Annotated in this window: 25 protein-coding genes; all 25 read right to left on the bottom strand. The window is 44.7% G+C overall.

Annotation, left to right across the window (positions count from 1 at the left end; genetic code table 11):
* Nucleotides 1-73: 73 nt before the first annotated feature.
* The 25 genes from G613_RS0105925 to G613_RS17890 all read right to left on the bottom strand — a co-directional run bounded on the left by G613_RS0105925 (nucleotide 74) and on the right by G613_RS17890 (nucleotide 17,373).
* Entirely contained in the window at nucleotides 74-862 is a 789-nt protein-coding gene (locus tag G613_RS0105925; RefSeq protein ID WP_029231780.1) for an inositol monophosphatase family protein, read from the bottom strand.
* A 41-nt stretch (nucleotides 863-903) separates the two neighbouring features.
* Entirely contained in the window at nucleotides 904-3,069 is a 2,166-nt protein-coding gene (locus G613_RS0105920) for a DEAD/DEAH box helicase (RefSeq protein WP_029231779.1), read from the bottom strand.
* A 15-nt stretch (nucleotides 3,070-3,084) separates the two neighbouring features.
* On the bottom strand, nucleotides 3,085-3,426 hold the full coding sequence (locus G613_RS0105915) for an arsenate reductase family protein (protein WP_029231778.1): 342 nt from the start codon (nucleotides 3,424-3,426) through the stop codon (nucleotides 3,085-3,087).
* Between the two features lie 241 nt (nucleotides 3,427-3,667).
* Nucleotides 3,668-6,379, bottom strand: coding sequence for a heavy metal translocating P-type ATPase (locus G613_RS0105910; RefSeq protein ID WP_029231777.1), 2,712 nt, complete (start codon nucleotides 6,377-6,379; stop codon nucleotides 3,668-3,670).
* 81 nt (nucleotides 6,380-6,460) lie between these two features.
* Entirely contained in the window at nucleotides 6,461-6,775 is a 315-nt protein-coding gene (locus G613_RS0105905; RefSeq protein WP_035774374.1) for a metal-sensing transcriptional repressor, read from the bottom strand.
* A gap of 195 nt (nucleotides 6,776-6,970) precedes the next feature.
* Nucleotides 6,971-7,144 carry a hypothetical protein gene (locus tag G613_RS0105900; protein WP_029231775.1) on the bottom strand — a complete coding sequence of 58 codons (174 nt, stop codon included), beginning with the start codon at nucleotides 7,142-7,144 and terminating at the stop codon, nucleotides 6,971-6,973.
* A 12-nt stretch (nucleotides 7,145-7,156) separates the two neighbouring features.
* Complete coding sequence (locus G613_RS0105895; RefSeq protein WP_029231774.1) at nucleotides 7,157-7,888, bottom strand: AlkZ-related protein; 732 nt, start codon at nucleotides 7,886-7,888, stop codon at nucleotides 7,157-7,159.
* Between the two features lie 33 nt (nucleotides 7,889-7,921).
* Nucleotides 7,922-8,215 (bottom strand): HNH endonuclease, encoded by a 294-nt coding sequence (locus tag G613_RS17895; protein ID WP_029231773.1) that lies wholly within the window; start codon nucleotides 8,213-8,215, stop codon nucleotides 7,922-7,924.
* A 72-nt stretch (nucleotides 8,216-8,287) separates the two neighbouring features.
* Nucleotides 8,288-8,521: a hypothetical protein gene (locus G613_RS0105885; protein WP_029231772.1), complete on the bottom strand. Its 234-nt coding sequence runs from the start codon at nucleotides 8,519-8,521 to the stop codon at nucleotides 8,288-8,290.
* Nucleotides 8,518-8,817 (bottom strand): hypothetical protein, encoded by a 300-nt coding sequence (locus G613_RS0105880; RefSeq protein ID WP_029231771.1) that lies wholly within the window; start codon nucleotides 8,815-8,817, stop codon nucleotides 8,518-8,520. The genes G613_RS0105885 and G613_RS0105880 overlap by 4 nt, the downstream gene beginning before the upstream one ends.
* A 504-nt stretch (nucleotides 8,818-9,321) precedes the next feature.
* Nucleotides 9,322-9,834 (bottom strand): RNA 2',3'-cyclic phosphodiesterase, encoded by a 513-nt coding sequence (gene thpR / locus G613_RS0105875; protein ID WP_029231770.1) that lies wholly within the window; start codon nucleotides 9,832-9,834, stop codon nucleotides 9,322-9,324.
* 108 nt (nucleotides 9,835-9,942) lie between these two features.
* Nucleotides 9,943-10,161, bottom strand: a complete 219-nt coding sequence (locus G613_RS0105870; RefSeq protein WP_029231769.1) for a hypothetical protein — start codon at nucleotides 10,159-10,161, stop codon at nucleotides 9,943-9,945.
* Entirely contained in the window at nucleotides 10,158-10,625 is a 468-nt protein-coding gene (gene bcp / locus G613_RS0105865; protein WP_029231768.1) for a thioredoxin-dependent thiol peroxidase, read from the bottom strand. The genes G613_RS0105870 and bcp overlap by 4 nt, the downstream gene beginning before the upstream one ends.
* A gap of 170 nt (nucleotides 10,626-10,795) precedes the next feature.
* Nucleotides 10,796-10,951 carry a hypothetical protein gene (locus tag G613_RS19450; RefSeq protein WP_155828042.1) on the bottom strand — a complete coding sequence of 52 codons (156 nt, stop codon included), beginning with the start codon at nucleotides 10,949-10,951 and terminating at the stop codon, nucleotides 10,796-10,798.
* A 92-nt stretch (nucleotides 10,952-11,043) separates the two neighbouring features.
* A complete protein-coding gene (locus G613_RS0105855) occupies nucleotides 11,044-11,874 on the bottom strand; it encodes an AraC family transcriptional regulator (protein WP_029231767.1) in 831 nt (276 codons plus the stop codon).
* An 87-nt stretch (nucleotides 11,875-11,961) separates the two neighbouring features.
* Complete coding sequence (locus G613_RS0105850) at nucleotides 11,962-12,453, bottom strand: MazG nucleotide pyrophosphohydrolase domain-containing protein (RefSeq protein ID WP_029231766.1); 492 nt, start codon at nucleotides 12,451-12,453, stop codon at nucleotides 11,962-11,964.
* Between the two features lie 401 nt (nucleotides 12,454-12,854).
* Nucleotides 12,855-13,073, bottom strand: coding sequence for a hypothetical protein (locus tag G613_RS0105845; protein WP_029231765.1), 219 nt, complete (start codon nucleotides 13,071-13,073; stop codon nucleotides 12,855-12,857).
* 98 nt (nucleotides 13,074-13,171) lie between these two features.
* Nucleotides 13,172-13,630 carry a PaaI family thioesterase gene (locus tag G613_RS0105840; protein ID WP_029231764.1) on the bottom strand — a complete coding sequence of 153 codons (459 nt, stop codon included), beginning with the start codon at nucleotides 13,628-13,630 and terminating at the stop codon, nucleotides 13,172-13,174.
* A 43-nt stretch (nucleotides 13,631-13,673) separates the two neighbouring features.
* The gene (locus tag G613_RS0105835; protein WP_029231763.1) at nucleotides 13,674-14,366 is read right to left on the bottom strand and encodes a YczE/YyaS/YitT family protein; all 693 of its coding nucleotides are present in this window, start codon (nucleotides 14,364-14,366) and stop codon (nucleotides 13,674-13,676) included.
* A 182-nt stretch (nucleotides 14,367-14,548) separates the two neighbouring features.
* Complete coding sequence (locus tag G613_RS0105830) at nucleotides 14,549-14,893, bottom strand: phenylpyruvate tautomerase MIF-related protein (protein WP_029231762.1); 345 nt, start codon at nucleotides 14,891-14,893, stop codon at nucleotides 14,549-14,551.
* A 50-nt stretch (nucleotides 14,894-14,943) separates the two neighbouring features.
* On the bottom strand, nucleotides 14,944-15,246 hold the full coding sequence (locus G613_RS0105825) for a hypothetical protein (RefSeq protein WP_029231761.1): 303 nt from the start codon (nucleotides 15,244-15,246) through the stop codon (nucleotides 14,944-14,946).
* A gap of 1 nt (nucleotide 15,247) precedes the next feature.
* On the bottom strand, nucleotides 15,248-15,742 hold the full coding sequence (gene msrA / locus G613_RS0105820; RefSeq protein ID WP_029231760.1) for a peptide-methionine (S)-S-oxide reductase MsrA: 495 nt from the start codon (nucleotides 15,740-15,742) through the stop codon (nucleotides 15,248-15,250).
* A gap of 94 nt (nucleotides 15,743-15,836) precedes the next feature.
* The gene (locus G613_RS0105815) at nucleotides 15,837-16,424 is read right to left on the bottom strand and encodes an SOS response-associated peptidase (protein ID WP_029231759.1); all 588 of its coding nucleotides are present in this window, start codon (nucleotides 16,422-16,424) and stop codon (nucleotides 15,837-15,839) included.
* Between the two features lie 92 nt (nucleotides 16,425-16,516).
* Nucleotides 16,517-17,185, bottom strand: a complete 669-nt coding sequence (locus tag G613_RS0105810; protein WP_029231758.1) for an alpha/beta hydrolase — start codon at nucleotides 17,183-17,185, stop codon at nucleotides 16,517-16,519.
* Nucleotides 17,182-17,373: a winged helix-turn-helix transcriptional regulator gene (locus G613_RS17890; protein WP_081647800.1), complete on the bottom strand. Its 192-nt coding sequence runs from the start codon at nucleotides 17,371-17,373 to the stop codon at nucleotides 17,182-17,184. Before G613_RS17890 ends, G613_RS0105810 begins: the two co-directional genes overlap by 4 nt.
* Between the last annotated feature and the right edge of the window lie 57 nt (nucleotides 17,374-17,430).

The raw sequence follows: 17,430 nt of genomic DNA, 5'->3' as shown, positions 1-17,430 counted from the left end.
TCCACCACAATTATCTCTTCGATTTCCCCACTCACCTAGTCCAATCCCCCATCACAATAGCTCATGAAAAAGCTCACCCAAAGCACTCCGGGATTTCTTTTACACCACGACTCATGCAAAGAGTTGAGGAGGCGCCGGTGTAGGAAAGGGGGTTGCCGTCGATGTCGGTGACGCTGCAGCCTGCTTCCTTGGCGATGAGGGCTGCTGCGGCGTAGTCCCAGATCTGGATCTTGAGCTCGAAGTAAAGGCCGCAACGACCAATGGCAACGCTACACATATCCCAGGCGGCGGTGCCGGATCTACGAAGGTCGACACAGAGAGGAAGGAGGTTTTTGGCAATGTCAAAGGATTTGTCTCTGTATTCCTCGTAGTAAGGCGCGGTACCAAAGCATGCAAGCTGCTCGGAAAGCGGGGCTTCGGAGGACATGATCTTTTCGCCGTTCATGAAGGCGCCCTGGCCTGCTGTGGCAGAGAACATCATGTCGTCGTAAGGATTGTAGACAACTGCCATGTAGGGCTTGCCGTCCTTAAGGAGGCCCACTGATATAACTGATGGTCGATACTCATAGATGAAGTTTGAGGTTCCATCTATCGGGTCAATGACGAAGCAGTATCCGCTTGCCATCTTGGCGGAAAAGACATCCTGGCCGTCCTCTTCTCCAAGGAATTCGGCCTCAGGAAGAATTCTCTTAAATCTCTCCACCAGAAATCTCTGAACTTTCTCATCTGTCTCAGTGACGAAGTTGGCATGTCCTGACTTCTCCATGATCTTAGGACGCTTAGCAGTAAGTAGTATGTCTCCGGCTTCCTTTACTATTGAAATAATCTGATCTATAGTCATTATTCTTCTCCGTATTAGCATTCAGTAAATCAATTGTCATTCCTAATCTACCTGTAATCTATTTAAGCTCCATAAACCGCAGGTAAGTATTTCTGTCTTTCTTGTTCTATTGCCTTGGTGATCCATTCCTTGTCCATGATGTTGTCAAAAGCACCTGCAACAACGGATTCGTCGGCATAATTATCAAATTCCATCTGCTTCTCATCGAGGATCAGCATCATCTGGTCGTCAATTGTATCGGGGCAAAGAAGCCTGTACACAAGGACGTTTCTGACCTGGCCCATTCTGTAGACTCTTGAAAGAGCCTGGCTTTCCAATGAAGGCTTGATCTGAGGTTCGCAGAAGACCACGATGCTGGCCGCCTGGATGTTAAGTCCAACACCGCCTGCTATAATCTGGCTCACCAGAACGCTTCCCCCGGGGGCATCTGCCAGCTTATCCACCAGGAACTGCCTTGTGGCCATCTTGGTATCTCCGCTGATAACGCCAATGCATCTGCTGCCCAAAAGGGCGCTGACTTTGGAAATTGTTTCTTTGTAAAAAGAGTATATGATGACCTTTCTACCCTGGTCTCTGGCCTGATCAAGAAGCTCTAACAATCTCGCGCACTTGGAAGAGGTGGCCATGTCGTCCTGAAGGAAGGAAACTCTTCTCATGTCGGAGAAGCTTCCACTGAGGATGGCATCTTTGTAAGCATCTCTGTCCGAATCTGTAAGGCTACACCACTCCTGTTCCTGAGCAATCTCAGGAAGTTCCTTGAGAACCTGCTGTCTTGTTCTTCTGATATAAACGGGAGCGAGGCTTTCCTTGAACTGAGGAAGGTGGCTGATATTCGCCAGCTCTTTTACCTCCTTGGTCATATCAGGGCGGACAAAATCTATGAGGTTGCACATTTCATCCACGCGGTTTTCAAGGGGCGTGCCTGTCATCAAAAGAATTCTCTCGGACTCGTTGTCGAGCCTTCGGATGTACATAGTTCTTTTTGCATCAGGATTCTTCATGTAATGGGCTTCGTCGATGACCAGCATGGCCAGTGACATGTGGTTGTCGATGCGGTCCACAATCTTGCCCATGGATTCGTAGTTGGTTATGGCTGCGCCGCCGTTTTCCCTCCATCTGTTAAAAGAATCCTCGAGGGTCTGGCCATGTACAATATAGGCTTCTATTCTGCTGAACTTCTTAAGTTCTCTTGCCCAGTTAATGAGGACGCTGGCAGGACAGACAATGAGAAAATGACATTTATCTTTCTTTGTTGCCTGTATGTGGGACATGGCGGCAATGGCCTGGATGGTCTTACCAAGTCCCATCTCATCCCCCAGGAGGACTTTGTTCTGATGGAGAATGTACTTGGCTCCAAAGGCTTGATATGCTCTTAGTGTTCCGCAAAACTCATCGAGATTGAGCTGTGTCTCATTTATTTCTTCTGCAAGCTGGGCGGGAATGCTGTCATATACAAAGGGTTTGTTTCCTGTAGCATTGCCAAGGCTTTCCAGAAGTGCATAGAAGTCTGCGCTGTTGGTATTAAATGACTCTAGTGCAACACTCTGAGATGTATGGGATGCTTCCTGATACAAGTCGATAGTGTGAAGCATCTTATTAAAGAATGCACTGTTGCAAAACTCATATATATCATCTGCCATGGCCACGGTCTTTTGCTTGGTGGTAGCAGATGAAAAGATCCAGTGGACGCCGTTTCTTATGATGCCGCTATCCTTAATCTTCAGGGCATAAACATCGAGGTTCTGTGCTGCTTCCAATGCTTCTTTTCTAACTTTTTCACTATTAAGGTAATTGGCAATCTCTGTAATTAGGGCTGCGTTATCCTCCGGGTTTTCTGCCTGGGGATCTGCATCCAGGCGGATTGTGACTCTGGAGGCAAGGCTATTGGCAAATTCGGTAATGACATTTCTTATTGCCTCAGTCTGCTTTTCTCCAATGCCGTCAACTGCCTGTATTTCGTAGTCAGTAGCCTTAACTATCTGCCCAAAGGTGGTGTACCCGGCATCAATAAGGGCCTGCACACGGATTCCTGCTTTGGCGTTTTTAAGCTCATCCACAGAAACATTACAAAGGTCCTTACGAGCCTGGTTCCCTGCAATCTTGTTGCACAGATGCTTGATATTGTTTGCCTGAATATCCCTGTCATTGTAGATGCTTTTGAAGGTGGCATTTGTGTCGTCGATTGCCTTTATCAGCTTTTTTAGGTCTTTAAAATTTGGCTTATCCATAGTTATCTATGTCTCTTATTCCCACTTTTTCCATACATCCGGCTGATAGCCAAGAGTGGCCTGTCTGCCGTTTCTGACCACAGGGGTCTTGATGATCTGCTGGTTCTCAAGGAGTTTGTCGAACTTGTCCTCATCTGCAATGTACTGGATAAGGGCTACTGTGTCCTTGTCCTTGGCATCTGGGTTGACCATGCTCATGACGCCGCCAACAGCGCTTGCCACGGATGTGAGCTCGCCCTTGCTAAGGCCCTTCTCCTTAAGATCAATAAACTGATATTTGATATTGCGCTCTTTGAAGAAACGCTCTGCTTTCTTGGTGTCGTTGCACTTCTTGGTGCCAAAAATCTGGATATTCATCCTCGTACCTCTTTTTAATTATTGTCATTGTTCTAATTATAACAAAAAACTGCGTCATTTCTTAAGATATGTACCCTCCTTACTGGATATCCAATAAAGAGGGTACATATCATAATCAATAGCGTAGTTTTTAACTTTTATAATCCTCTATTCAGGCTTTGCTTGATGTCTGTTCCCACTTCTTCCATATGTCTTATTATTGACCTTGCATAAGTATTCTGCTCGTCAATTTCTTTCTGTCTCACGCGATTCCTGCGTACTCATAGCCGGCTTCTGTAACTGCTGCCTTAATGAGCTCCTCGTCAACGTCCTTGGAGTTTGTGATAGTTACAAGGTTCTCCTCGTGGGAAGCTACTGCTGTTTCGATTCCATCAATTGCCTCAAGAGCCTTCTTTACATGAGCCTCACAGTGTGCACACATCATTCCATTAACTTTGATCTTCATTTCTTTATTCTCCTTTTCTTTGATTTCCTTTTCATTTATATCTTTGCCTTTGATATCTTTTTCTTTGGTTTCTTTTTCTTTGATGTCTCTGTCTTTGATATCTCTATCTTTGACATCTTTATCATTGATATCCTTGTCAGTCTGATTATTATCCGACTGGATGATCCTGTAATTGATTGGATTTTTTACTGTCTTATCCTTAGTTCCATCGTGAACCTTGAGCCAATTTAGCCTAAGCGCATTGGATACTACGCAGAAGCTTGAAAGGCCCATGGCTGCTGCTCCGAACATTGGGTTGAGAGTCCATCCGAAAGCAGCCACATAACAGCCTGCAGCAAGGGGTATTCCAATAACGTTGTAGAAGAATGCCCAGAACAGGTTCTCGTGAATATTCTTGATGGTAGCTCTGGAAATCCTGATGGCTGCTGCCACATCACTAATGCTGCTCTTCATAAGAACAACGTCTGCTGTATCTATGGCGATATCAGTTCCTGCTCCAATAGCTATTCCAACATCTGCGCGGGTAAGAGCCGGGGCGTCGTTTATTCCATCGCCAACCATGGCAACCTTTCCCTTTTCCATGAGCTTCCTGATAACTGCCTCTTTTCCGTCGGGCAGAACTCCGGCTACGACTTCATCAACTCCTGCCTGATCTGCAATGGCCCTAGCTGTGATCTCATTGTCTCCGGTCAGCATCACCACATGGATGCCCATGTTCTTGAGCTCGGACACTGCCTGAGGTGTGTCCTCTTTTATTGTATCAGCAACTGCAATTATTCCAATAAGGTTATTACCCTCGGTGAAAAGAACCGGTGTCTTACCCTGAGATGCAAGTTGGTCTATACAGCTAGAAGCACTTACTCCATCCGTGTTAGCATAAGTGTTCTTTACTATTATTTGGGTTAATTTCTGGTTATCCAGAATTCCCGAAATAAACTTCGTATTACCACCAGTGATTGTAACTCCATCAAGCTTTCCCTTAAGTCCGTTTCCAGGAAGAGCTTCAAACTCTGCAACGTCCTTAAGCTCTGCCATTTTCTCTTTTGCATATTCAACAATAGCTTTTGAAATTGGGTGCTCACTCTTGGCTTCAAGTGCATATGCTGCGGTAAGCAGGTCTTTTTCCAGGGCTCCCTCTACAGGAAGGAGGTCTGTAACCTGCATAATTCCTGTTGTTATGGTTCCAGTCTTATCAAGGGCCACGATCTGGGTCTTACCTGTAAGCTCCTGGACCGCTGCGGTCTTGAACAGAATTCCGTTCCTAGCACCAACGCCGTTTCCAACCATTATGGCAACCGGAGTTGCCAATCCCAAAGCACATGGGCAGCTGATTACGAGAACCGAAACAGCTCTTGCCATGGCGTATCCAAAGGTCTGTCCTACCAGAAGCCACACGATAAAGGTGACCAAAGAAATTCCGATTACTGTGGGCACGAATACCCCTGATACTCTGTCTGCGATCTTGGCAATTGGTGCCTTGGTTGCAGCGGCATCGCTGACCATTCGGATGATTCCGGCAAGGGTAGTGTCCTCGCCAACTCTTGTGGCCTCGCATACCATGTAGCCTGAGGTATTGATGGTTGCAGCAGAGACCTTGTCTCCGATCTGCTTCTCCACCGGAACGCTTTCTCCGGTGAGGGCCGACTCGTTAACGGCGCTTGCTCCCTCTTTTACAATACCATCCACAGGTATGCTGTCGCCGGGCCTTACCACGAATCTGTCACCAACTGCTACTTCTTCTATAGAGACAGTCTTCTCTTCACCGCCTTCAAGAATAACTGCGGTCTTGGGTGCCAGCTTCATAAGTGACTTAAGAGCATCTGTTGTTTTGCCTTTCGATCTGGCCTCAAGGGTCTTGCCCACTGTGATGAGAGTCAGGATTGTTGCGGCAGATTCATAATAAAATTGGTCCATGAAGTACATGACCTTGTCTGTGGCGCCATTCATCACTGCACCAGTCATAGCGAAAAGGGCGTATACGCTGTATGCGTAGGATGCAGTAGCTCCAAGGGCCACCAGCGTGTCCATGTTGGGGAATCTGTGAATGAGGCCCTTGAATCCGCTGATAAAGAACTTCTGGTTTATCACCATGATAAATCCGGCTATGAGGAGCTCATAGATTCCCATTGCCACGTGATTGCCATCAAGAAAGGTCGGCAATGGCCAGTTCCACAGCATGTGTCCCATTGAGACGTACATCAGTGGGATCAGCAATATTACTGAGGCTATGAGTCTCTTTTTAAGTACCGGTGTCTCTGTATCTTTTAACGAATCATCGTAGTTTGCCGCGGAGGCGGCCACTTTACCAGCTTTCTTGAGGCTTGCGCCGTAGCCTGCTGCCTCTACTGCCTTGATTATTTCCTCGCTAGATGCGCTGCCCTCAACGCCCATGGAGTTGGTGAGAAGGCTCACAGCGCAGCTCTCTACGCCGTCGATGGCATTTACTGCCTTCTCAACTCTGGCCTGGCACGCGGCGCAGCTCATTCCGGTTACATTGTATTGTTCCATAGTTATTCCTTTCGGGGACTACAAGATGCAATCACCCCAGTCCCCTTAGCATTTCACATACTTCTACTCGGTTTCCATAGGTCACTTCATGAGCTTCTGCAGCGTAACTACAAGCTCATCAATAATCTCATCGTTACCTTCGCGAATGTTGTCAGCCACGCAGCTTCTCATATGGTTCGCCAAAAGAACCTTGTTAAAGCTGTTAAGTGCACTGGTGATGGCAGAGACCTGAATCAGGATGTCAGTGCAGTATGCGTCGTTTTCAAGCATTCCCTCAACGCCACGTACCTGACCTTCGATTCTCTTGAGTCTGTTCATGAGATCTCTTTTTTCCTTGTCGTCTCTGTCCTTGTGTTTACCGGAGCAGTGTGGGCAACATTCATTCATTTCTTCCATGTTGTTTGCGTTCTCAGACATATCTTTTTCTCCATAAAAATACCCCACTAGGGTATATTGCCTTTAAACACAATATATACCCTAGAGGGGTATCTGTCAATTACATTTTGTAAAATCTTTTTTTCTTCATATGGATTTGCAGTTCGCTTAGTTATTACTTGGCAATCGCATGCTGCATCAATTCATACTCAAGCTTTACTCAACAATCGAATACTGCATCAGCTCGTATTTCAGCTTGGTTCCCTCCGCTATTCCCTCAGGCAGAAGTGCTCTCGCCACAAGCTTCAGGTCCGAAGATTCAATATCTGTTCTGCGTAAGTTTGCGTAGTCGCCGTCGATACTTTCAACAACATAAAACCAGGTTTCCATAGTTTTCTCCTTTTATTTCTTACCGGTGAATAGTTTCTTAATCTGCGCATCTGTAGCCACCGGATATATCTCTTTTACGTGATCAGCTATAGTTCTTCCGGAATCTTCAGGTTTTTCGCTGTATCTGGAAGTCACGTGCTCGTAACCCCAGATTGTTTCGGGCTTGGTAAAAATGGCAATGGGCCATCCGTAGAACTCGCCCTTTTTATTCTTGCGCTGTCTGAAATCCCTGACGCAGAGATATGTCTTCATCTGAAGATCCGTAATTGTGCCCTCAAAGCCCTTCTCGCCGCCCTTGCCGAATCCGGCCCTTGCCTTGATCTCATTGGAGTAAATCTCATCATTGGACTCGAAGAGGTCCATTATCTTTTTCTGGCGCCTTGATGCTTTCTCATCATCCCAGAGCGCATCAAAGTCATAGCCATCGCGCCGCAGATTAGCGAAATACGGAAGCCACTTCTTGGAAATGAATCCGGCCTTCTTCTCAAAGAACTTACCGTAGGCCACTTCGCCGCTCCGGGCTATGATCTCGCGCCATTCCCAGGGGTCCACCTCAGGATCTCCGCACCACCAGTACTTTGGCACGGTCCTCTCCTCCAAGGAAAATCCCGGAATGTCATTTTTGAATAGTGGCAAAAAACCTATCTCATTTATGTAGTTTATCGCTTCCCGCGCAGTATGGATGCATTCCGGATCGTTCCATTCAACGCCATACATGATCCATGTTCCGTTCTCATTTCCCATATAGTCACCACAAAATCAAATTTCAAAATTGGATTACGGCTGTTCCCATTCAGCCTTGTATTCGTTGGCATTTAAGATGAAAGCTTTTTTCAGATAGGGATAGTATTCCTCAACAGTCACTATCCTTGAGCCCTTCTGCTTGTTGCAGTTCTTGCACAGCGGAAGAAGGTTTCTTTCATCATCGGCTCCGCCTCTGTATTTAGGCACAAAGTGCTCTATTGTTGCCTTTTCAAAAGAAAGCTCTTTTCCGCAACGAGCACAAACACCGTCAGTTTTGCCTAAAACAATTCGCTTTGTCTCGGCTTTTCTTTGCTTTTGTCCCCTCATGTAAATTCCCCCGGATCAAATTGATCTATTTACATCTTGTACCCACAATCAGCTCTTCCAGAACTCGTCTATTTACATCTTGTACCCGCAGTCTGCTTTTTCCGGTCCCTCAACTCCGGATTCGTAGCGCGCTCTAAACTCCATATTGATCTCGCGGATCTCTTTTACCCCATCAATATATGGTTGGTACATCTCGATAAGTCCTGCGCTGCAGCCATCACAGCTGCCGTTGACATTGCCGATAGACTCCGCCACGATACGCTCTCTTTCTTCCCTCGTTGTGTCTTTTATCAGAATTGAATTCATTCCTCGTCACCTCCAAGCCCGTAATAAAGTATCTGGTTGTATCTGGCATTGGCTTCCTCTGCAGCTTTTTTGTCTCTCCATCTGTCCACGTCGCTGCAGATTGCCAGCATTTCGTCCACAACCATCTCAGCTCTTTGGGGCTTCACATTATATAAATATGCCAGCATCCGTTCCATTGCTTTGGGGCTTCCAAGCTGCCTCGCCACTTGATTTCCCAACTCCCCGGGAAATCCAAGCTCCTCAACTGCCCGAACCACCTCGTCGTGCTTCCTGGCCCATTCAATACGATTGTCCATCCTGTTCCTCTCCTTCCATGGCATTGATCAGAGCCAGATAATACCATGCCAGTCTATAATCTGTGTTTGGTATTACAGGCAATCGGACCTGGTAATAACATTACAATCTACATCTATTGTTTGTTATTACAAGATTCAGATCAGTTAATACCAAAACTATCCATATTCCCTATTTGATATTACAGAAATCAAAACCAGTAATACCATATCAATCTACATCTCTTGTTTAGTATTACAAACTATCAAACCTGGTAATAACATACTAGTCTGTATTATCTTTTTTGTTATTACAGACTTCAGATTAGTTAATACCAAAACTATCCATATTCCCCATTTAGTATTACAGCCACCCAAGGCGAGTAATACCAATCAAGCTTATTTTTTATGTTTGATATTACATTGTTTTAACAGGTAATGATAATCACTTTCCCCCTTCTAACTACCAGACAGTCACTGCCCCATCCAGCTATCAACCTGCGAGCCTCAACACTGCCTATCCGGCACTCAAAACGCCCTCACATATCCAATCTCAGTATAAACCATGCCATGCCTGCTCTGCTCGGATTTCATGAGGGATATCCCATTCACCCTCATCTTTTCTGAAGAAATCTCATCAGAGGGCAGGAAGATGTCCTTGGCGCCACTGGCGCGTCTCACAAGGGTGATGTGGGACATGAATTTCTTTTTATCAAAATCGATGTCATTATCGGAAAGCGCGTTCCTTAGCCGCTTCACGTAATCGGTAAGATCAGGATTGTCTTCTACATTGGCAAATACCATGTCTTTGAAGCGCCTCATGCCTGATACCTTTATGGTAAAAGAACGAAGTGGAACATCACGCATTATTTCCTCAATCTTCTCGGGCTCATCGCTCTCGCCGATGAATACCAGGGTCATGTGAAGATTCTCTTCCCGGGTGAAATTGCCGTTTACTCCGCATCTCATGAGATCATCCTGCATCTCGATAAGAGCATCAGTCATGTTCTCGTCAAAGTTTATTGCTATAAAAAGACGCATATTGCCTCTCCTTATTGAATACTCAAGGAATCATGCTAAATCAATTTTTCCGTTATTATTGATACCCCATGTCAGTAATAACCATTTCCCCATTATCACCATACGGCATCAATATATTTTCTCAATATCCCCGCTGATTCCATACTCGTCCTTGAATTGGAAGAGGTCCTCAGAATCCCTGATCAGCATAACCTCCTCAAAAGCACCGGTATGGATATCCTGGAAGCCCGCGACCTGCTCGCCGTTGCAGATGCTGGCCTTGATCACAGGTTTCTTGTTTTCCTTGTCGTAGGTTTTCTTTAAAACTTTCTTTTTAAAGAACATCATTTGCCGGTTCCTCTTAAAATATCAAGCATGTCCTGTGGGTTCTCTGCGGCTTTAACTTTGCCCATAGCTTTGACGATAACGCCCTTTTCATCAATCAGGTACGTGGTCCTCACAACGCCCATGGACACTTTGCCGTAGTTATTCTTCTCTTTCCAAACGTCATAGGCCTTGATAACTTCAAGCTCTGTATCCGATAAAAGAGTGAATGGCAGACCGTTCTTTTCTTCAAACTTCTTGTGGGAAGCGACTGAATCCTTGCTCACTCCCAGAACAACCGCTCCTTCTTCACGGAACTGAGGGTATAATTCTCCAAAACTGCAAGCCTGCTTGGTACAGCCGGAAGTATTGTCTTTTGGATAAAAATACAAAACAACCTTCTGGCCTTTGTATTCTGACAGTGAATGCATTGTTCCATTCTGATCCGGCAACTTGAAATCCGGGGCTTTTGTTCCTACTTCCAGCATAACTACACCTCCTATTATCTCCACATATTCCGCCAAACATCGAATAAAATGCGCCATCTTGGCGATTTATATCTAATATAATCATTATAAATCGCCAACCGTTATTTCAATATCCCCAAATATAAAAAATGCCATGTAACGGCATGAAACCGAAACATGGCAATCCTCTCTTACATATATGTCACTGTATCATCCAGGTCTTTTCTGCTGTTGTGATTATCAAGTGGGCCTGCCTCAAGGATAACGTTGAGCCTTGCTCTGTCTACCTTTCTCTCACTGTATTTTTTGCATGAATAGCGGTTCTTAACTACGTCTCTAAATTCCATAATGATTTCCTTTCTATCAGCAACAATATGTTTTGCTCTATTGTATTGTGTGCAACTTTGTATAATTATACTACACCGCTATCCATAAAAAATCAATCTTTCTTTAGCGGAACCCAGATATACACGGTCATTTCATCTGATTCCTCTTCGGGCGGGAGATAAACCTCAAGGTCATATTCTCCCATCAGCGAATATCCCTTAAGCGCCGGAAGCCACTCTGACCAGATCTTGGTGTTTGTATCCTGCAGGGTACTTATCTTGCATGGGAACTGTGCCCACAGACTTCCTGGAATCACTCTGGTTTCGCAGCCCTCAGGAATCTCTTCCCATGGAAAATACAGGTCTGCAATCCAATAGTCAAAGTCCTTCCCTTTCATATCAATGCAAACTCCAAATGTGCCCATGATAGAACGTTTCTCACCCTTGGCCAGCCATTCGTCCCAGAACTTAGGTATTTCCTGATAACTGGTTTCGGAATTAAAAGGTCTCTTTACTCCAACAATAGTAAATGGTGCTTTTTCAACGATCTTATAATCTAACATGTTTCCACCCTCCATCGTGATTTTGATATGTAACGGAGCAAAAGAACGAAGTGCAGCTCCCGGTCCCCTTGCCTGTGACGGGGTTATTCCGTGGAACTTCTGAAAAGCTTTGGCAAAGCTATCCGGTGAATCATAGCCGTACTTAACAGCTACATCGATCACCTTCACGTCTTTTCTGCTAAGTTCCTGAGCAGCCAGCGTCATTCTGCGCGCACGAATATACTCACCGACTGTCACACCGCAAAGAGCTCCAAAAATGCGTTGGTAATAGAAGGGCGACAGCGCCGCTTTATCGGCTATATCCTGAATGTCCAGTTCATCCGTCAGATTTTTTTCTATGTAATTGATGGATTCCTGAAAACCTTCAATCCAGCCCTGCATCCCATCTGCTCCTCTCTCTTGCTATATCATCAGTATATCAACCTCTGATTATTGTCCCCGACATTTTGTGCACTCTTTTGCACGGTCTCAAAAACCTTTTCTCTCTTCTGCCTTTTTTATCAGCTGCGTTGCCTCCTTGAAGGCTGCAGGCAGATAATCTTCGTGCCACTCCTTACCGGCTTTTTCTTCTTTCTTGATCTTGTCCCAAGCCTGGTGCATCTCTTCTTCGGACGCGTATGTCACGCCACTGAACACGTGAGGATGTCTTCTCACCATCTTATCCGATATGCCTTTTACCACATCATCAAAGGTAAAAAGACCTTCCTCCTCAGCCATAACGGAATGAAACATTATCTGTAATAACAGATCGCCAAGCTCTTCCTTAAGGTTTTCCGGATCCTTGGTCTCTTTTAATATATTTATCCCGCATACCACTTCGGCGGCTTCTTCTATAACCGGAGCCTTAAGGCTTTCATGAGTCTGGGCTCTATCCCAGGGACAGCCATTCTCGCTTCTGAGCTTTTCCACTATTTCTTTTAATCTGTCTATTTCATTCCCTATAGAATTATCACTAGCCATTTCAAGTTCCTCCCGATAGATACTGTTATCAATTGCATTCATCAATCATCGATCATCAATCAGATCTGTCTTCACATTCTTTTCACAACTTTTTAAGCTTCGTTTAAAGTTCGGGTTTTAATATAAGATCATCAAGAAGAACAAAACTTCTTGAACCCCACACACATACTTTTTCATATTCATAACACAGCCCTTCGGTCCCCACACACCGGAGGGTCCTCCCTAAAGCAGCGCCGTTGGTCTTTTCTCATATAAAAAAGGCCAGCGGCTTCATATATGTCTTAACCTCATCTCATTAGAAATCGTCTATTTCAATTATACTCGAAAATCAGCCTGCTCAGTGGGGCAAATAAAAAAAGACGATGCCGATCAATATCAGCACCGCCCTTTAGTTAACCATATTACTTTTTGAATAATCCACCAGCTATGTTCTTGATGTCATTCAGATCAAGCTTGCCATCTGCGACTGCGGACTGGACTAACTTGATATCTGCTTCGCTAACGTCGATGTTAGCTTTCTTCAGCAGGTCTTTGGCTTGCGCCGGATCTGCCTTGGCAATCTGAGCCATGAGTTCTTTGTTACCATTAATCTGTTTGAGTATTTCTGCGATGTCTCCCATGTTGAACCTCCTCCAACAATACAAACAACTGTAACAAATATATTATACACTCTGCCCCATTATTTCCCAAACTTCAAATTATGATACACTCTGCTCAATCATTTCCCAAACTTCAAATTGTCACCAAGTACAGGAACTTTGCTGGCAAAGAATGAGAATTCTCCGCTATCAAGCAGGTTCCCCTCATCGTCTGTAACTCTGATATCAAATACCAGGATGTGCTTACCTGTCTTGAGCTTCATGCACTCGCAGTAGATATACTCGGTGTTTACTGCAGGAAGCAGGAAGTTGAGGTTTGCTGATACTGTTGTTGCGTAGTAGCCGCTCATGCTGGCTGTGGCTCCTGCCATGGCATCTACGAAGGACAGCAGTGCGCCGCCGTGGATACTTCCGTAGGTGTTGTGAAGTCTGCTATCAGCCTTGATTCTGGCCTTGCTGTAGGTGGAGCTCAGCTCCATAATTTCAAATCCGATAAAACTGTTGTATTCATTAGCGTACAGCTCAGGGATCATCTTCTCTCTCATTGCTGCTTCTTTTTCTGAACGTGCTTTTCTCATAATTATTTCCTTTTCATTTCTAAATTAGTACTTATGATTCCCTTCACGCCGCCTTGTCGTGGGCAAATACCCTGACAGAATCCGCAAGGTGCTGATGATGAACGTTGGTCGCATCAAACTTCACAGAGTTAAACGCCATCTGCATTATCGGGCCTGAAGCCAGCGCGCAGATGATCGTTCCTATTCCAACCGGACCTCCAAGGAGCCATCCGATAAATGTGGCTGTGCTAAGAAGTGCAATGCTCACAGCTCCAATAGGCATCTTTTTGGCTCTCTTGGTAAGTGCCACAAGAAGAGTATCCCTTGGGCCGCAGCCGAGAGACGCGCTCATGTACGTGTACTGAGTGTAAGCGGCGATCACAAGGCCTATCAAAAGAACTATAATCCCCGCCACCGGTGATTTGCATTTCGGAATCAGATTTATTTTGTTGAAAAAGTCTACTGACTTGCCCACCACAACGGCGTCAATAAACATGGCGATTCCAATTGGTTCTTTTAACGCAATATCAATTCCAAGGATTGAATAGGAGACAATTACCGAAGCTGTCCCATATAGAATTCCCAGGCTCTTGGAAAGTCCCAGATTCAGGACATCCCAGGGTGCCGCGCCTATATTGGCCTGTATTGTGAGGTACACCCCAAAACCATTAACAAAAAGACTGACCGCCGCCAGGAGCATATTTGCAATAATTGCCTTGGTTGTGCGGTTCTCTTTTATTCTCGAATTATTCAACATCTTAATGCTCATCTTTCCAAAAACAAACGCCGCAGGCACGCCTATTCCAGCGTTCCCGCGACGATATCATATTCTGTACTTATATAAATCAGCAAAATCATCGCAAAACCCGCATGACCTTACGAGCAAGCACGACTGATGATAACTCACCCTGGAAAGAATGTCAATCTGAAGACCTATTCTCAGAAATTATTGCCATTCCATCCCCAGTCGTCTGATCCGAAGTAGCGGATGTACATATGGTCCGGAGCAACTCCGAGAACATCCCCATATATTCCCGTCAGCTCTTTTGTCATCTTGCCATAAACGTCTGAAGATGCATTGCCATAGATCTTAACCTCGATAAATGCTGTAGGCTGGGAATCATCGCCTCTGAAATACATGGGAATTCCGCCCTCGATTGCCAGCATAAGCCAATTCTCGCTCTTTCCCGGGATAATAGCAATAGCCTGACCCAGGCGCTCCTTGAGCTGTGTCTCTTTTTCTTTTGATACTGTTACGTTGGTTTTTGTTGATATGAATGGCATAATCTTTCTCCTTTATAATCACTCATGACGTCCATCGTCAGATAGCAAGCTCATCTCAAATGGTCATCACACTTTACTCCCATTGTTTTCAGCATTTCCATTGCTTTCATGTAGGATTCTCTCATGGCTGCAGGGCTGTTTGTGGCAAGTCCCGCTTCCTTCGCCTTCGAAAGCATATTCTCATCATCACTTATAAAAAGAGCCTCCGATGCACAGGTCTTTATGTAGTCAGCCGCCTCATCTTTTCCCATTCGAAGCACTTTGGCATGATGGCGCTCTTTTAACATATTCACTTGCTTTTCAAACACCTCATCGGCACTATCCTTAAGACATACAATTATCTCTGAATACATCTCATTTTTTCCTTCCGGATTCTATCAGCTCTTTCTCGAAGGCCTCTGGGTTCTTAAGGTAATAATCCTGGTGGTATTCCTCAGCCTCATAGAAATTCTTATATGGTAAAAGAGCTACATGAGTCTCTTTACCTGATTTCTTTTCAATCTCAGCTAGCTTCTTTTCCGAGAGTTCTTTTTCCTCATCATTATTATAGAAGATTGCCAGAGTATATGAGAAACCTTTATCGATGTATTGTCCCTCCGCATCAAAGGGATCCACGTTGGCAAAGTAAATATCAAGGAGCTTATCAAAAGAGACCTTTTCAGGATCATAGACAAGCTTGATAGTCTCCCTGTGGCCTGTTTCCTGATGCTTCACCTGCTCATAGGTTGGATTTTCCTCATCTCCACCTGCATAACCGCAGATAACCTTATCAACTCCGTACATCTTGTAAATTGGCGTAACGCACCAAAAGCAGCCGCCTGCAAAATATGCTTCTTTCATTCTCTTCATATTTCCTTGTCTCCTGCTGTGAGCAGCGCCCACTTCTTATCAAACTGACTGAAAATATCTGTTGTAAATTCCATCGTTTCCCAATCCTTTCATATTAGTCGAAGAGACTAAGCTGTTCATAATCGCTGCTCCTGTCAAGCTCCGGCATTGGTTCACTTAGCATCTCCAATGCGGCCGTCGAATCTTTCAGATAGTCTCTGACATTACCTTTATCTATCATTACAGGCATTCTGTCGTGAACAGGCTTCATTGACGCATTCGCCGCAGTTGTCAGTATCACAAAAGAATCCCTGTTCTCACTAAGATCATAGAATCCGGCAAGATAAATAGGCTTGTTATCAGTTCTTTTGAACTTGAACTTCGTCTTACTTACGTCCCACTCGTAAAAACCTGCCGCAGGAAGAATACATCTCCTGTGCATGATGCTCTCCGAAAACATCGATTTTTCTTTTACCGATTCAGCCCTGGCGTTGATAATGAGCTTTTTATCCCTGGACAATATCCCCCAGAACAAGTCTGAAAGCAAAATATCTTCATCTATCCCCTTGTTCCAGATAATGCCCGGAGTTGCCATCCCCGGAGAAATATCCCCCGAAGGGGTAGCCAGCGCCCCTCTTGAAAGGTGCAGATCGTCCTCAACTTCGTATGCAGTTTTGTCAGTTAAATAATATCTTCCGCACAAATCTTACTCGTCCTCCGATATAAAAAACAGATTGCATACATTGTACACAACTTAATCAGATGGTACAACTTCCTTCTCCAAATAATCATCTGTCACAAAATCCAGGCGATTCCCTTAGCAAGCCGAATATCAGCATCCTTAAAGTGATTTCCCGGATTCAGCTCAAAAACCGTATCTATACCGCTGTCTTTGTAATGCTCATAAGTCTCTTTAGTTTTATCTTCAACCGTGCCAAGCAGGTTATTTCTTGTTCGTGCCTCTTTATCTCCAAGAGAGAAATATACCCTGTCAGGCTTTCTCACAAAATCATTTTTGCTGGCATATTCCACAAAATCAGGAAACCACATGGACCCCGATGCACTTACGACTCTTGAAAATATATCCGTCTTATACAGGCTATAGATAGCAAACAACCCTGCCAGAGAATAACCAGCTATAGCTATATATTCAGGTTCAACAGCAATTTCCTTCTTTATTGCTGGGATAATGGTGCCTGTCAGAATTACAAGATACTCATCTGCACCCCCTGTACATGGGATGTCATTTTTACTTAAAGGCGGACATTCCCACGGTGACATCTCATTATCCCAATTAATGTCACTGATGACAGCAAGATTCACTTTCTTATCTGTCATTGAGCAAAGCGCACTGTAAATGCTGCTACCGTTTCCCTGAAATGTGTTAATAATCACAAGCGGAGCAGCCTCATCTCTGTCACCATATAAATAAACATGCTTTCCCTCAGCTATCATTTCCTTCATTTATCCTCTTTTGCTTCATATATCTCTTTTTCATGTTTAAAGCCCCAGTTCATGATTGAGTAAAACACAGGGAAAAGATCTTTCCTCATATCAGAAAGTGAGTACTCCACATGAGGAGGGACTTCATTAAACTGGACCCTTGTAACAAGACCGTCATCCTCAAGCTCCCTAAGACTCTTAGTAAGCATGGTATTTGTGATTCCCGGCAAGTCTTTCTTTAGACAAACCTTTTCACGAAGGCTTAT

It is taken from the genome of Butyrivibrio sp. VCB2006 (assembly GCF_000420945.1).
Taxonomy (GTDB): domain Bacteria; phylum Bacillota; class Clostridia; order Lachnospirales; family Lachnospiraceae; genus Butyrivibrio.
The sequence above is the reverse complement of the archived record's forward strand: the minus strand, read 5'-3'. Positions and strand labels throughout refer to the sequence as shown.